Origin of the sequence: Methanobrevibacter sp. (assembly GCF_045644645.1) — an archaeon.
Taxonomy (GTDB): Archaea; Methanobacteriota; Methanobacteria; order Methanobacteriales; family Methanobacteriaceae; genus Methanocatella.
Window position 1 is genome coordinate 1 of the sequence record NZ_JAZRHE010000137.1, and the last position, 14073, is coordinate 14073.

At 37.5% G+C, this 14073-nt stretch carries 14 protein-coding genes and 1 tRNA gene; 6 read left to right on the top strand and 9 right to left on the bottom strand.

What is annotated here, in order from left to right:
* The 4 genes from ACKI4K_RS07925 to ACKI4K_RS07940 all read left to right on the top strand — a co-directional run.
* The coding region (locus ACKI4K_RS07925; protein WP_407423961.1) for a formylmethanofuran dehydrogenase subunit A at positions 1-1174 on the top strand (1174 nt) is incomplete at its 5' end.
* Positions 1175-1176: 2 nt separating this feature from the next.
* Positions 1177-2052 carry a formylmethanofuran dehydrogenase subunit C gene (locus ACKI4K_RS07930; RefSeq protein WP_407423963.1) on the top strand — a complete coding sequence of 292 codons (876 nt, stop codon included), beginning with the start codon at positions 1177-1179 and terminating at the stop codon, positions 2050-2052.
* A 43-nt stretch (positions 2053-2095) separates the two neighbouring features.
* Positions 2096-2386, top strand: coding sequence for a DUF2097 domain-containing protein (locus ACKI4K_RS07935; protein ID WP_407423965.1), 291 nt, complete (start codon positions 2096-2098; stop codon positions 2384-2386).
* Between the two features lie 123 nt (positions 2387-2509).
* Positions 2510-2800 carry a DUF2097 domain-containing protein gene (locus ACKI4K_RS07940; RefSeq protein WP_407423967.1) on the top strand — a complete coding sequence of 97 codons (291 nt, stop codon included), beginning with the start codon at positions 2510-2512 and terminating at the stop codon, positions 2798-2800.
* On the opposite strand, the gene ACKI4K_RS07945 is transcribed toward ACKI4K_RS07940, so the two are convergent.
* The 4 genes from ACKI4K_RS07945 to ACKI4K_RS07960 all read right to left on the bottom strand — a co-directional run bounded on the left by ACKI4K_RS07945 (position 2801) and on the right by ACKI4K_RS07960 (position 7612).
* The gene (locus ACKI4K_RS07945) at positions 2801-4483 is read right to left on the bottom strand and encodes an NrpR regulatory domain-containing protein (RefSeq protein ID WP_407423969.1); all 1683 of its coding nucleotides are present in this window, start codon (positions 4481-4483) and stop codon (positions 2801-2803) included.
* An 85-nt stretch (positions 4484-4568) separates the two neighbouring features.
* Complete coding sequence (gene glnA, locus ACKI4K_RS07950; protein WP_407423971.1) at positions 4569-5924, bottom strand: type I glutamate--ammonia ligase; 1356 nt, start codon at positions 5922-5924, stop codon at positions 4569-4571.
* Between the two features lie 292 nt (positions 5925-6216).
* Positions 6217-7383 (bottom strand): aldo/keto reductase, encoded by a 1167-nt coding sequence (locus ACKI4K_RS07955; RefSeq protein WP_407423973.1) that lies wholly within the window; start codon positions 7381-7383, stop codon positions 6217-6219.
* A gap of 119 nt (positions 7384-7502) precedes the next feature.
* Positions 7503-7612 (bottom strand) — tRNA-Met (locus ACKI4K_RS07960).
* A gap of 144 nt (positions 7613-7756) precedes the next feature.
* On the opposite strand from ACKI4K_RS07960, the gene ahcY reads away from it, so the two are divergent.
* Entirely contained in the window at positions 7757-9007 is a 1251-nt protein-coding gene (gene ahcY / locus ACKI4K_RS07965; RefSeq protein ID WP_407423975.1) for an adenosylhomocysteinase, read from the top strand.
* 26 nt (positions 9008-9033) lie between these two features.
* Positions 9034-9684: a DUF2119 domain-containing protein gene (locus ACKI4K_RS07970; protein ID WP_407423977.1), complete on the top strand. Its 651-nt coding sequence runs from the start codon at positions 9034-9036 to the stop codon at positions 9682-9684.
* 190 nt (positions 9685-9874) lie between these two features.
* On the opposite strand, the gene fen is transcribed toward ACKI4K_RS07970, so the two are convergent.
* The 5 genes from fen to hacA all read right to left on the bottom strand — a co-directional run bounded on the left by fen (position 9875) and on the right by hacA (position 14073).
* Positions 9875-10858 carry a flap endonuclease-1 gene (gene fen, locus ACKI4K_RS07975; RefSeq protein WP_407423979.1) on the bottom strand — a complete coding sequence of 328 codons (984 nt, stop codon included), beginning with the start codon at positions 10856-10858 and terminating at the stop codon, positions 9875-9877.
* A 10-nt stretch (positions 10859-10868) separates the two neighbouring features.
* Positions 10869-11429 carry a chorismate pyruvate-lyase family protein gene (locus ACKI4K_RS07980; protein WP_407423981.1) on the bottom strand — a complete coding sequence of 187 codons (561 nt, stop codon included), beginning with the start codon at positions 11427-11429 and terminating at the stop codon, positions 10869-10871.
* 250 nt (positions 11430-11679) lie between these two features.
* Positions 11680-12240, bottom strand: a complete 561-nt coding sequence (locus ACKI4K_RS07985) for a chorismate pyruvate-lyase family protein (RefSeq protein ID WP_407423983.1) — start codon at positions 12238-12240, stop codon at positions 11680-11682.
* 9 nt (positions 12241-12249) lie between these two features.
* Complete coding sequence (locus tag ACKI4K_RS07990) at positions 12250-12810, bottom strand: chorismate--pyruvate lyase family protein (RefSeq protein ID WP_407423985.1); 561 nt, start codon at positions 12808-12810, stop codon at positions 12250-12252.
* A 9-nt stretch (positions 12811-12819) separates the two neighbouring features.
* On the bottom strand, positions 12820-14073 hold the full coding sequence (hacA, locus tag ACKI4K_RS07995; protein ID WP_407423987.1) for a homoaconitase large subunit: 1254 nt from the start codon (positions 14071-14073) through the stop codon (positions 12820-12822).

Here is a 14073-nt window from a genome sequence, read left to right on the forward strand (position 1 = left end):
AAACCCATGTGGAAGTGAAGCATGGGGTTGGGGTATGAACGTACACGGTGTAAACGATAAAGCACCATACTTTGACGTAACTTCCAAAGAACTTATCATTGCTTTAGCAAAAGCTAATGAAATGTTGAACTTACCTCACTCTATCCACATTCACCCTAACGACTTAGGACACCCAGGTAACTACACTACCACTCTCGAAACTATGGACGCAGTAAAAGATGTTAAAAAAGGTTCCAAAGCAGCTGAAATCAGAGACCAAACTATGCACGTTTGTCACTTACAATTCCACTCCTACACTGGTAACAGTTGGAAAGATGCTGGATCTGCTGCACCAGAACTTGCTGATTACATCAACAAGCACAAGCACATTACTTGTGATGTAGGTCAAGTAACCTTGGATGAAACCACAACCATGACTGCAGACGCTCCAATGGAATACGACTTATTCAAATTATCCGGTCTTAAATGGACCAACAAGGACATTGAATGTGAAACCGCAGCAGGTATCATTCCATGTATCTACTCTGGTAAAAACCCTGTTAACACCTTACAATGGGCTATCGGTCTTGAATTATTCTTAGGAATTGAAAACCCATGGCAAGTATGTTTAACCACTGACCACCCTAACGCAGGTCCATACACCAGATATCCTAGAATCATATCCTGGTTGATGAGTAACCAAAGAAGGATGGAAATGATGGAAAACGGAGAAGTCCACAAATGGGCACAAAGAAGAACCACTCTCCCAACTCTCGAAAGAGAATACGATTTCTACGAAATCGCAACTATTTCCAGAGCTGCTCCAGCTAGAATCTACGGATTCACAGACAGAGGTGCACTTACCCCTGGTTACAGAGCAGACATTGCTGTATATGACATCAATCCTAATGATATTGACCCATCAAGAGAAGCTGCTGCAATCGAAGAAGGTTTCAATGTAGCTGAATACACTATTAAAGATGGTCAAATCTTAGTAAAAGATAAAGAAATCGTTAAAGTTAAAGAAAGTCAAAACATTTGGGTTAACGTAAAAGGATGGGAACAAAACGAACAAAAAGTTATCAACAACATCATGCCATTCTTTACTCAATACTACTCAGTTAAATGGGAAAACTACCCAGTACACGACCACTATGTATCTAACCCAATTAGAGTAGACGTTGATGGTAAATAGGGGTGTTAAGTTTGAAAACAATTACATTTGATCAAATCAAAACTTCATCAATCGCTTTAGAATTTGATGAATTAATTCCTGATGAAATTTATGCCTGGACTGAAGCAGATTTCGCTAAATATCAAGTTCCAATCGGAAACTCAAGATTCCCAATCACTGACTTCTTCGACATTACTGTAGAAGGAGAAGCTGACAGTCCTGCTGAAGTTGAAATGATTCTCAACGGAGATTTAAACAGGGTAAAATACATCGGTTGTAAAATGAGCGCTGGAAACATCGTATGTAACAGCAGTGTAGATTTACACGTTGGTGCTGAAATGTCCGGTGGATCCATTCTCGTTAAAGGTGATGCAGCTGCTCACGCTGGAAGAGAAATGTCCGGAGGATACCTTGAAATCGAAGGTAACACCAAAGAATTCACCGGTGCATCTTACATTGGTGAATGGAGAGGTATGACCGGAGGACAAATTGTTGTAGGCGGTAACGCCGGAAAACAATGTGGTGAATGTTTAACCGGTGGTAGAATCCACGTTAAAGGTGACTGTGATATCTTAGCTGGTATTCACATGACCAAAGGTATCATCGAAATCGACGGTAACGTAAACCGTTGGCCTGGTGGACAAATGAAAAACGGTAACATTGTCATTCACGGATTCCTCGGAAGATTACTCGAAGGATTTGTCCTTGACGGTATTGTAGTTGATCCTGAAGTTGACGGTGTCACTTTCGAAGGTAAATATATTAAATATACTGGAGATATTGGTCTTAACGGTAAAGGTAACCTTTACTTAGACGCTGAAGCTAACAAAGAAAAATTAGCTACTTACGGCGAATTGGACGACGAATATACTTCAATCAGAGAATACAGGAATTTATAATTCCTCTCTCTTTTTTCTTTTTTTAAATAAGCAAGGCGATAAAATGGTAAAAGAAGTTCAGATGACCTTTGATGAAGCAGTTGAATACGTTAGGAACAATGTTCATGTTAGGGACATTTTGGAAGTTTCATATAACCGTATTTTTGCTCCCGGCGAAGTGTTGGGAATAACTGAAGAAGATGAGGAAACCGGCGAAGGTCTTAGGGTAGCGATGCAGTTAAATGGCGAAATATTAAATCAATCCATTGAAATTGATTTTAATGATCTTGAAGAAGATTTAATTGAAATGCGCCATATTCATGATGATGAAGAATTGATTATCGAAATTCTTTAAACTCTATTTTTTATATTTATTTTATAATTTCTGATTTTTCACGGAAAAATTATTTTGTTTCATATTATACGAACAACTTTATATAGTAGAAAACATAATTAATGATATTGTGGAGTTGGTAACATGAAAGAGTTAGAGTTAACAACACAGGATGCTGTGAAATACTTAAAGGAAAATGTCAAAATCCATGATATTTTGGAGATATCCTACAATAGGATTTTTGCAGAAGGGGAAGTTTTAAATATGGACTTTTCAGAATACTTTGGAAAACCAGGATTTAAAATGCTAATTTCACTTGATGAAAGTGAATTGGGAGCTACAGTCGAAATAGATGTTTATGAAGTTGAAGATGATATAATAGAATTTGTTCATAAGCCTAAAAATGGTGAAGATGTGGTTGTGACTGTAATTTAGTTACAGCCTGTCCATATCCTCAAAAGGAATTAACTTTTCAATGGCCTTGACTTCAATGTCTATGCCCTTTTCCTTAATGGCGCCGATTGAATTAAGGCCGCCGCCAGCAATAACGCCGAAGTTATAGTTGTCTACTTTTGCGTTATATACCAGTTCTCTAGGTTTTCCGATTTTATAAATGGAAAATCCAATATTATTCAAAATATCCAATAAATAAACTGCATAATCACGTGCAATGTATGGAATTTCTTTTACACTGGCCAATATCTTGTTAGGGCCGATATTTCTACTGATTGAAGTAAAGTTTTTTGATAAAAATATTTTATGCGGATCCACTGTTGTACCGGTATAGGATATCAAATCGATAAACAATGGCGGTTCGGTCAGCTCCAGAAGACCACCATATTTTGGAGTACTTTTAATTCCGTTGTTGATTAAAAGTCCATCGATACTTAAACTGCATATTGTAGCTATTCCGATTTTTTCATCGTCGGTTGGATGATCTATTAATTTATAATATGGATTTATGTATTTTGGATTGTTGTTGTATGCTTCTTCCATAATGGATAATGCCGCATCAACATCGTCTTTATGTATGTATGAAATATTTGCTATGATGTCTCCTTTTCTTTTTTCAACATCAAAGTTAACTTGCTGGATTAAATTCCAGGATTTTGAAAGTAAAAATGGGAGTTTTGCATTGTTGCTGTCTTTCGGCGGTTTTAAACTATTGTGTATTGTTGATGTAAGTGGCGACAAGGTTTTAAAGTCCCTTATTTCTTCAGCTATTTTTATGTCGATTTCTTGTCCGATTTCTTTAAGCGCACAGAATGGTGTTATACCGCCGATGATTGCCATTCCAACAGTTCCATCCGGAACAGGCAATCCCAATATGTCCTTTCCTTCTTCAGAAATGGCTATCACTCCGCCGATTCCGATATTATTCAGTTTGTTAACAATGTCAATTGTCTTTTGCCTGCTGATTCCGGGAATCAATCTGAAGTTTGCAGGTATGATACCGTTGCCTTTGCTGATTACATCCAAAACGGATGTTAAATTGGAACTTGAAAATGCATCAAGGGGTGTTACAGATGTTTTTTTATAGGATATCAGTTCCGTAAATTCGACGGGGCTTGAATCTTCAATTTTTAGGAGCCCTCCATATTGCGGTTGTGTTGATATTCCTTCATTTAGGAGTATCCCATCAATGGTTGTTCCGCATAATGTTGTCACTTCGATTTCATCTTTGTTTGCAACCCTGTTTAAATTAACATAGGGGCTTACAGAAAGACCACTTTCAAAAATGCTTTTAAGTATATTAACGGATTCTTCGTTATAAATGGTCGAAGTATTAACAACCACATTCCCGCTTTGATTCATGTAGTTGAAGTCAGTCAAATAAATCATTTCTTCAAATTTTGAGTGGATGAAATCAACCTGATCATAAATCAATCCTTTCTCTAATTTTTCGCGGCCAAGGTCTGTGATTTGCCTTCCGGAATATCCCATTCTCTCGGTGTATCCTTTTTCATCTAAAATTTGCATGTGATATCTGACTGCACGTTCCCCTAAATTAAAACCTTTATTCTTTAATTCATTGGCTATTAATTTGGAACCTGTCGGCTTGTTTTGAGCACTCAATATCCTTAATATTTCAATCATTCGGTGTTCTGATTCTGACATAAAAACTCCCTTTATAAATTAAATTTAATCATAATTAACGAATTAGTTATAATTAAATTTAAAAAATAAAAAATAATATTTAGATTTAGATATCTAAATATTTTCTTTGTTCGTATCCGAATACTTGGACACGGTATTCGTCCCATTCCTGATATTTGAGTTCTAGGAATTTTTCACTGATGTGGTCACCTAAAGCCCCTAATATGAGTGGGTCTTCTTCAAGGGAATGGTAAGCTTCCCATAAACTGGATGGCAATACTTTAATTCCTTTTGCTTCCCTTTCCTCTTCGGTCATTGTGTAAATGTTATCTTCGATAGGGTCTCCCGGATCGATTTTGTTTTGAATACCGTCAATACCCGCTTCCAGCATCACTGCAAATGCAAGGTATGGGTTACATGCTGGGTCAGGGGATCTGTATTCAATACGTGTAGCTTTTCCACGGGCTGCTGGGACTCTGATTAAAGCGGATCTGTTTTTAAGACCGTATGCTCTGTATACTGGAGCTTCATAACCTGGTACCAAACGTTTGTATGAGTTTACAATAGGGTTTGTAATTGCAGTTACTGCAGGAGCGTGTTTAAGCAACCCTCCCATGAAGTGAAGCGCATCTTTTGATAGGCCGGTGTCTGAATCAGGATCAGAGAACAGGTTTTTGTCGCCTTTGAATATGGATTGGTGACAGTGCATACCACTTCCGTTCACGCCGAAGAATGGTTTTGGCATAAAGGTTACCCTGTAGTCCATTTGGTCAAAGGTTGCCATGTTATCTACAATAGCTTTAATAGCTTGTTTGAATGTAATTACAGCATCTGCAGTTTTTAATGCGTCTTTGAATTTGAATGCAATTTCGTTTTGACCAGGTGCCACTTCGTGGTGGGAAGCTTCCACTTCAAAGTCAAGTTCCTCTAGGTTTAAGGTCAGTTCTCTTCTGAAGTCAGGGCCTTTGTCGAGAGGTTCCACGTCAAAGTAGGTTGCATCATCGTATGGCATTGGATATCCGTTTTCATCAATGTCTACGATAAAGAATTCCGGTTCCGGACCGATGTTATATTTCAATCCCATTTTTCCGATTTTTGCTAGGGATTTTTTAAGCACGCTTCTTGGGTCTCCTACAAACGGTTCTTTTTCCGGAGTCCATACATCACAAATAAATCTGCATACGGCAGATTCTTCAGGTCTCCAGGATAATCTTGAGTATGTATTTATATCCGGTTTCAATACTAAATCACTTTCATTAATTCCAACGAATCCTGCAATTGAAGATCCGTCAAATAACATTCCTTCATTAAATAGGTCTTCTATGTCCTCTTTATTGAATGGAATGACAATATTTTTTACAGTACCATTAATGTCAACAAATTGTAAACGGATAAATTTAATATTGTCCTCTACCATTTGTTCAATTATTCTTTCCATTTTTTCTTCGTTAATGTCGCTCATTAAATCAGCTCCAATATTGCTGTGAATATTGAGTATAATAAAGTAGTCGGAAAATATCTTCCTACCTAGGAAATATATTTCCACCTCATTGTATATAAATGTTTTTGAAAAATAGGTAGATAATGGTAATTTATTTTTTTTGATATATTAATGTATAAGTTTTACATTTTTTAGTAAAAATAATGCTATAGATTTTAAATTTTAATAGCTATTTGTTCAAGCCATTATAAAAAACAAATAAAAAGTTGATTCAATGTTTAAATTTCATATCTGAAAAATGAATTGAATCAAATCAAAAGTGGTCAAATTCACTTCCAAAATATTCATGGACTTTAACGAGCTCTTCTGGGATATCTAACATTTGAGTGCAAAAGGGAATGCATTCTCCACATTGAATGCAGCTGTCCGCTCTTGAATCATCATCAATCAATGTGAAATATTGCATTGCACTGGCCTTAGGGTCATTCATCATATGGGCAATATTGTATTCAGTTAAACAGTTGATGATGTCCACCCCATGAGGGCAAGGCATACAGTAGCTGCATCTAGTACATTTGTTTCCTAAAAATGTCCTGTACTCTCTTGCAACTTCTCTTATGATTTCCTGGTCATGTTCATTAATCTTATCTGGAGTTGAAGCTATTTCGACATTTTGTTTAACCTGTTCAAGGCTTGTCATGCCGCTTAAGACACAGTCAACATCATCCCTGTTCCATAAGTATTGTAATGCCCATTCCAGAGGTGTTCTTTTTACTTCAGCCCTATTCCAAATATCTTGGACTGATGGGGGTATATTTTGAACAAGCCTTCCGCCTCTGAGGGGTTCCATAATCATGCTTCCAACGTTGACTTGTTTTAGATAGTCAAGCCCCATTACGCCGGATTGATAGTATTCGTCAAGATAATTCATTTGAGTTAAAACAACTTCCCATTTGGGATATTCATCAAGGATTTCAATCAAATAATCGACTTCGATATGCGAGGAGAATCCAACATGTCTTACAATGCCGCTTGAAAGGCAGTCATCTAGAAAATCTAAAACGCCTAAGTCATTTACTTTGTTCCAATCATGGACTGTAAGGGAGTGGAGCAGATAAATGTCTATATAATCGGTTTGAAGCTTTTTGAGCTGTTCGTCAAGGTAGTGGTCGAAGTCCTTTTTTCTTTCGATAGCCCATGAAGGCGATTTTGTGGAGATTAAGACATCTTCCCTATAGTTATTTTCCTTTAAAAATTTGCCTAAAAAAATTTCACTGTTTCCACTGCCTTCTAAAGTAGCGCTGTGGTATGGATAGGCTGTATCTATTAAATTAATTCCATTTTCTATTCCATAGGTTAACATTTCAGATGCTTCATCTTCAACAATCTGATCATTGGAACCTTTTGTCGGAAGTCTCATAGTTCCAAAACCCAGTCTTGAAACTTCTAAACCGGTCTTTCCAAGTGTATTGTATAACATTTTCAAATCCTCAATAGCTTAACATGACTATTTTGATTTGCAAAATATAAAATAGTTATGATTTGAAAAATGATGTTTAAAAAAAAGTGGTTAAGATGGAAAATTCCTGGGATATTGGATGCCGGGGGCGGGATTCGAACCCGCGATCTCACGGTATCCCAGGAATAAGCTAGAGCACTGCTTTATTACCCTATGAGCCGTGCGCTCTAACCAGCTGAGCCACCCCGGCATCTAACATATATACTTATCATTATCATTACATTTAAAGTTTTTGTTTTTAAGGGATTTTTTGGTTTTTTTGAGAAAAAACATTATATTTAAAAACTTATAATATAATATATTGTATTATAATATAATTTTTATAGTGATTACTATGAGTAAAGTTAAAGATATGTCATTGGCACCGGAAGGTGTTAGAAAGATTGAATGGGTTCAAAAGCATATGCCTGTTTTGGAATCCATTAAGAAAGAATATGAAGAAACTCAACCTTTCAAAGGAATTACCATCGGATCATGTTTACACTTGGAACCTAAAACAATTAATTTAGGTCTGACTTTAATGGCTGGTGGAGCAGAAGTCGCAATGACCGGCTGCAACCCATTATCCACACATGACGATGCAGTTGCGGGAGCAGCCGATCTGGGATTAAACGTTTACGGCTGGAGAGAACAGGATGATGAAGAGTATTATCAGACCATCAACATGGTTCTTGACCACAAACCGGACATAATCATCGACGATGGGGCAGACATGATTATGGTTCTTCATAACGAAAGAACAGAACTCTTAAGCCACATCAAAGGAGCTTGTGAAGAAACCACAACAGGAGTACACAGATTACAGGCAATGCATGCTGATGGAGCATTAAAATTCCCAGTCATCGCAGTAAACGATGCCTATACCAAATATTTATTTGATAACCGTTATGGAACCGGTCAGTCAAGCTTCGATGCAATCATGGGAACAACCAATATGGTAATTGCAGGAAAAACCGTAACAGTCTGCGGATACGGATGGTGCGGACGCGGATTAGCACTTCGTGCAGCAGGGCTTGGTGCCGATGTAATAGTCACCGAAGTGGATCCAATCCGTGCACTGGAAGCAAGGATGGACGGATACAGGGTGATGACCATCAGGGAAGCAGTAAAACAATCAGACCTAATCATTACAGTAACAGGCAATGCAGATATCATTTCCGGCGATGACTTCAAGTACATGAAGGATGGATGTATGCTTGCGAACTCCGGACACTTCAATGTGGAAATCAACCGTCCTGACTTGGAAGCAATTTCAACCGGAGTTAAAGAAGTGCGTGAAAGTATTGAAGAGTTCACCACCAATGACGGTCGTAAAATCTACCTTTTAGCTGACGGTCGTTTGGTAAACTTATCCGCAGCACGTGGACAAGGACACCCTGCAGAAATCATGGACATGAGCTTTGCCGTACAGGCATTGTCTGCAAAACATATCCTAGAAAACGATTTGCCGGTCGGCGTAACCAAAGCACCTGATGAAATCGACTACACTGTAGCAAGCATGAAATTAGACGCTATGGGAATCGAAATCGACTCATTAACAGATAAGCAAAAAGCTTACATGGCAAACTGGCAGGAAGGAACATAAAATTCCTTCAAATTCTTATTTTTTTCATGTCTTATTTCAGATACATAGATAATGGTGAAGGACCCGTTAAATTATTTATTGGAGGGGTCCATGGAAATGAAGGCGTAACGTCTTTGAAGTTCATTAAAAGAATTAAGGATGAAGATCTGTCGCCCGGCCAATTCTATTTTTATAATTTTGATAAAACACCTTACATTTCAACAATCAAAAAGGAATATTATGAATCTGATTTGGGTTTAAAGATACTGGACTTGATAAAATACTTTGAACCTGATTTTTACACTGAACTCCATTGTTATGACCTTCAGAATTACGATAAATTGACTTCAATGGAAAGATATGAAAAGACAGGCATTCCACCATTGATTAAAGTTGGAAATCATGTTTTGGTGTCATCTGTATCTCCGTTAATCAGAATGACTTATTTTTCAACCAGTACGGTTTGCAAAACTTTAGAATTTCCCTGTGCCGAGAAATTAAATCCTGTTGTTGTTGAAAAATATGGATTTGATGAGGATTTGGCTATTGACACTTATGAAAAACTTTTGAAGCTGATTTTAGGGTCTCCTTCAAGGCAATGTTTTGAGAGGGATATAATGAAAGATTATCCCCATCAGGTTAATTTGGCTATTCAATATGCAAAAAATGTCTTCGGTGAAGATTTTCCACCTTATTAGCTTGTCCAATAAAGCGTTAATCTTAAAAGGAAAAAATTTCTAAAAATTGCCGCAACTCAAATAGTTCTTTTTTCATATTCAGAAAAAACATATCGGCTGTTGCAGTTGTTTTGTTAAGTTCCGTTGGATTTGCAGAAATAAGACAATTCGGTTTTTTAATGGGTTGAAAATATCCATATCTTTTTTTTATTTAAAACCAGGCATCAAGGCTGCCTTGTGATGATTTGAGGTTTTTAAGTTTATCGGATGCCTTTATAACGCGGTCTTCGGAAAATCCGTGTTCATAGCATAAAAATTCAATAAGCTTATCCTGTTTTGGATTTTCCCATTTGATTTTATAGTCAGTGTTTACTTCATGATTCAGGAAAATTTCACGAACTTCATCTAAGTTGTGGGTTGATTCCTTTTGAAGTTCAGCTATTTTCTCTTTCAGTTGTCCCTTGTGGGCTAGTTTCAAAGCAGTTTTGGCACCTACTCCCTTAAGCCCTTCGCAGAAATCAGTTCCAATCAATATCCCCATGTCAATCAGTTCCTCACGGGTAATGTCCAGTTTTCTTAGAACTTTGTCCAATTCATAGAATTCCAGGTTTCCGAGGTTTGAGCTGACGGCCAGATTCCTGACAACCCTTTTGGCTCCAAACAGGAGACAGTCATAATCCTGGGAGGCCACTGCATATGCATCCCCTTTTGAAACAAGGTATGCTGCCTGCGCTTCACCTTCCCCTTTAGCTTCAATATAAGGAATTCCCATTAATGTCAACAGCTTTTTGGACGATTCAATAATTTCGGGGGATAGCTTTGATGATCTCATTGCATATTTGTGGGCTTTTTCAGTGTCCCCTTCAGCAAGCGCCTCTTTGAATATTTTTTCGGATTCTTCTCTAATCTCTCTTCTTTTTGCTTGAGTTTCGCTTTTAAGCTCGGGTGCGGTTCCATCAAAAATATAGATGGGCTTTATATCCTTTTCAATCATTGATGAGTTTCTGTATAATATTCCGCTAAGGTGTGATGTGACATTCCCGTTTTCATCGGTTAGGGGTCTTCCATCCCTTTGCCTTATGGTTGATAGGAATTGATAAAGAGTGTTAAATGCATCTATTGAAACGCTTCTCCCTTCCAGGTCTTTAAAGCTGATGGTTTTCGGTTCTACAATATCTTTTAGTTTAACACCCATGTTTTTTCACCTATTCTTTAAAGTAACTTAATGGATATGCTTCCTTAGACCAGATAACTACATTTTTCTTGTGTATCAATACATATTCGCGTGTTAATAGATTTTCATTAGTGTGGAAGAGATTTTTAAGGTGTTCATCTGGTTTTTCGATTGAAATATTTTCTATTTTTGTCAGTGTTTCTATTTCGCGCTCCAGAAGTATTCTGCCGGTAGTTATGTCTTCCCTAACTAATTTTTCAATGACAGTATCACTGCACCTGTCTTTTGGGATGTAAGATAATCCATAAACAAGCGGACGACCATATTTATGGATGATGACCTCTCTCAAATTTATTTCGTCGCCTACATTTATTTCAAGTTTTTCAGCAATGCTTTCATCCGCTTTTTCCATGTGCTGGTCTAATACGAATAAGTTGACATCGCCGTATAAGACATCCAGCATTGTAACAACGGGCCCTTCTATTGCACACAGTATCTTTTGTATGGTTGAAAGTTTTATGTCGTTTTCGTCTTCAACTTCCTTTATCTTTTCTCTAATTATGTTCGGTATGGGTTTGCTTTGCGTATTCATCTAATCACTTGAATTTGCGTATTGCTATTGTTTGCCATAATCTTTTTCAATCATAGCGGTTTCTGCACGGTATTTTTCTTAAGTGCATGTAATCATTTAATCAAAAATATATGTCCTATCCTTTTTTTCATGTGGTAGGAATTGATACGGGATGTAAAATACATCTATTGGAATGCTTTTTCCGTCAAAGTATTTATAGCTAATGGTTTTTGGCACTTCAGTATCCTTTAATTCAACGCCATTTAACCACTCATATTTTGAAATAGCTTAAAGGATATGATTCCTTAGTCCAAATAACTACATTTTTCTTGTTCATCAATACATATTCGCGGGTTAGCATGTCTTCAGTTGTTTTGAATAGTTCTGTAAGGATTGGTGTTGCTTTTTCAATTCTAATCTTATTTATTTTCCGCACGGTCTCGATATTATGTTTGTCTATTATTTTGCCGGTTGTTAGTTTTCCTTTAAGTAACTCATCAGCAATTTCATCAGTGCATCTTTCTTTTGGAATATATGACACCACATAGATTAATGGTTGTCTGCGCTTAAATACAATGGCATTTCTGTATAGCACGTCGTCCCCTTCATTTATTCCAACCAAATCAGCAACGGTCTTGTCTGCCTTTTCAAAATGCTGTTCCAACATGAATAATCTGACTTCGCCGTATAAAACATCCAAAATTGGTGTAACCGGTCCGTTTATTGTTAACAGTATTTTTTGGGTAGTTGATAGTTTAAGATTGTGTTCTTCTTCTAATTCTGTTATTGTTTCTCGAATTTCATTTTCTATGATGTTGCATTTGGGTTCCATTGTAATCACTTAAATTTCGGTAAAATGGCTTATCGGGAATACTTCCTTAATCCACATTAAAATTTCATCGCAGTTTATGATAACATAATCGCGAGCCAGCATCTCTTCATCAGTGCCGAATATCTCTTTCAATTTGTCGTCCGGCTCTTCTATGAATATGTTTCTAATTTCTCTTCTTGATTCGATGTCATGTGTTTTCAGAATCCTGCCAATGGGTATGTCTGCCCTGATTAGGTCTGAGCATATTTCGTAATTACATCTGGATAGCGGAATGTGGGATATGGCATATATTAATGGTTTGTCATCCTTGTGCATTATGACTTCCCTAAAGTTAATCTGCTCGCCAACTGGAACATTGACCAACCTTGCATGTTTTTCATCGGCCTCTTCAAAGTGCTGGTCCAAAGTGGTTAATGTAATCTTACCATATAACACATCTAAAATGGCTGTAATGGATCCGTCAGTTGTCAAAAGAATTTTTTGAGTGTTTGAAAAGGTTTTGTTGTTTTCTTGTTCTACTTCATTTATTTTATCGATTAGCGCCTTATTTGCTTCGTTTTTGTCTGTCATTTAAATCAACTATAAGTCTTTTGGATTTGTAATAACTCCAGTAATTGCTGAAGCAGCCACTACCTTTGAGTTGGATAGGTATACTGAGGAAGCTGGATCGCCCATTCTTCCCTTGAAGTTTCTGTTTGTTGTGGAAATGCATACTTCGCCTTCGGACAATACTCCCATATGTCCGCCGAGGCATGGTCCGCAGCCCGGATTGCATATTATGGCTCCGGCATCAATGAAAGTGTCGATATACCCTTCGTGCATTGCTTGCCTGTAGATTTCGCGGGAGGCAGGAAGTATCAATAATCTGGTGTCATCGTCAATTTCTTTATCTTTTAGGATTTCTGCAGCATCCTTAAGGTCGGATAATCTTCCGTTAGTGCATGAGCCGATTAGGCATTGGTCAACCGCAGTGCCTTCAACTTTTGATATGCCCTTGACATTATCCACATCATTTGGACATGCGATTTGAGGTTCCATGTCGGTTATATCAAAGTGCATTTCTTTTTCGTAATCGGAATCGCTATCCGATTTCATGATGTCTAATTCGGATTCGCTTTTACCGGTTCTTTTGCAGATATAATCAATAACTTCCCTGTTAGGTTCCATTATTCCGTTTTTTGCACCCATCTCAATGGCCATATTGCACATGGTTGCCCGTCCTTCGACACCCATGTTCTCTATTGTAGGTCCGCAGAACTCGGCAGTTTTATATGTGGCGCCGGCAATTCCGACTTCGCCGATAATGTTTAAGATCAAATCTTTTGGCGCAATATATGGATTAAATTCACCTTCAATTTCCATTTTAATGGCTTCAGGAACCATGAACCAACTTTTTCCAGTCGCCCAAACCATTGCAAGGTCTGTTGCACCCATTCCTGTAGAAAACGCTCCAAATGCACCATATGTACATGTATGTGAATCTGCACCAACAATGACCTTTCCGGGTTCGGCCAGGCCCATTTCAGGAACCACCTGATGGCAAATCCCTTCACCATGGATAAAGTTCTTAGTAATATTCTGAGTTTTAATGAATTCGCGGCAAACTTTTTGAAATTCGGCAGAGCCTATGGTGTTTGCAGGAACGTTATGGTCAAAAATAATGGCTATTTTACTTGAATCCCATACTTTATCAGCTATTTTTTCAAATGTTTTGATTGCAGGCGGGGAAGTTCCGTCATGTGACATTGCAAGGTCAACAGGAATTTCAATGATTTCCCCGGGTGTCACTTCATGGTCTACCTTTTTGGAAAGAATCTTTTCTGTAATGTTCAT

Coding starts and splice junctions, on each gene's coding strand:
- hacA (WP_407423987.1), bottom strand. CDS start 14,073: ATGAACATTACAGAAAAGATTCTTTCCAAAAAGGTAGACCATGAAGTG.
- ACKI4K_RS07935 (WP_407423965.1), top strand. CDS start 2,096: ATGGTAAAAGAAGTTCAGATGACCTTTGATGAAGCAGTTGAATACGTT.
- ACKI4K_RS07955 (WP_407423973.1), bottom strand. CDS start 7,383: ATGTTATACAATACACTTGGAAAGACCGGTTTAGAAGTTTCAAGACTG.
- ACKI4K_RS07970 (WP_407423977.1), top strand. CDS start 9,034: ATGTCTTATTTCAGATACATAGATAATGGTGAAGGACCCGTTAAATTA.
- ACKI4K_RS07990 (WP_407423985.1), bottom strand. CDS start 12,810: ATGACAGACAAAAACGAAGCAAATAAGGCGCTAATCGATAAAATAAAT.
- ahcY (WP_407423975.1), top strand. CDS start 7,757: ATGAGTAAAGTTAAAGATATGTCATTGGCACCGGAAGGTGTTAGAAAG.
- glnA (WP_407423971.1), bottom strand. CDS start 5,924: ATGAGCGACATTAACGAAGAAAAAATGGAAAGAATAATTGAACAAATG.
- fen (WP_407423979.1), bottom strand. CDS start 10,858: ATGGGTGTTAAACTAAAAGATATTGTAGAACCGAAAACCATCAGCTTT.
- ACKI4K_RS07980 (WP_407423981.1), bottom strand. CDS start 11,429: ATGAATACGCAAAGCAAACCCATACCGAACATAATTAGAGAAAAGATA.
- ACKI4K_RS07985 (WP_407423983.1), bottom strand. CDS start 12,240: ATGGAACCCAAATGCAACATCATAGAAAATGAAATTCGAGAAACAATA.
- ACKI4K_RS07945 (WP_407423969.1), bottom strand. CDS start 4,483: ATGTCAGAATCAGAACACCGAATGATTGAAATATTAAGGATATTGAGT.
- ACKI4K_RS07940 (WP_407423967.1), top strand. CDS start 2,510: ATGAAAGAGTTAGAGTTAACAACACAGGATGCTGTGAAATACTTAAAG.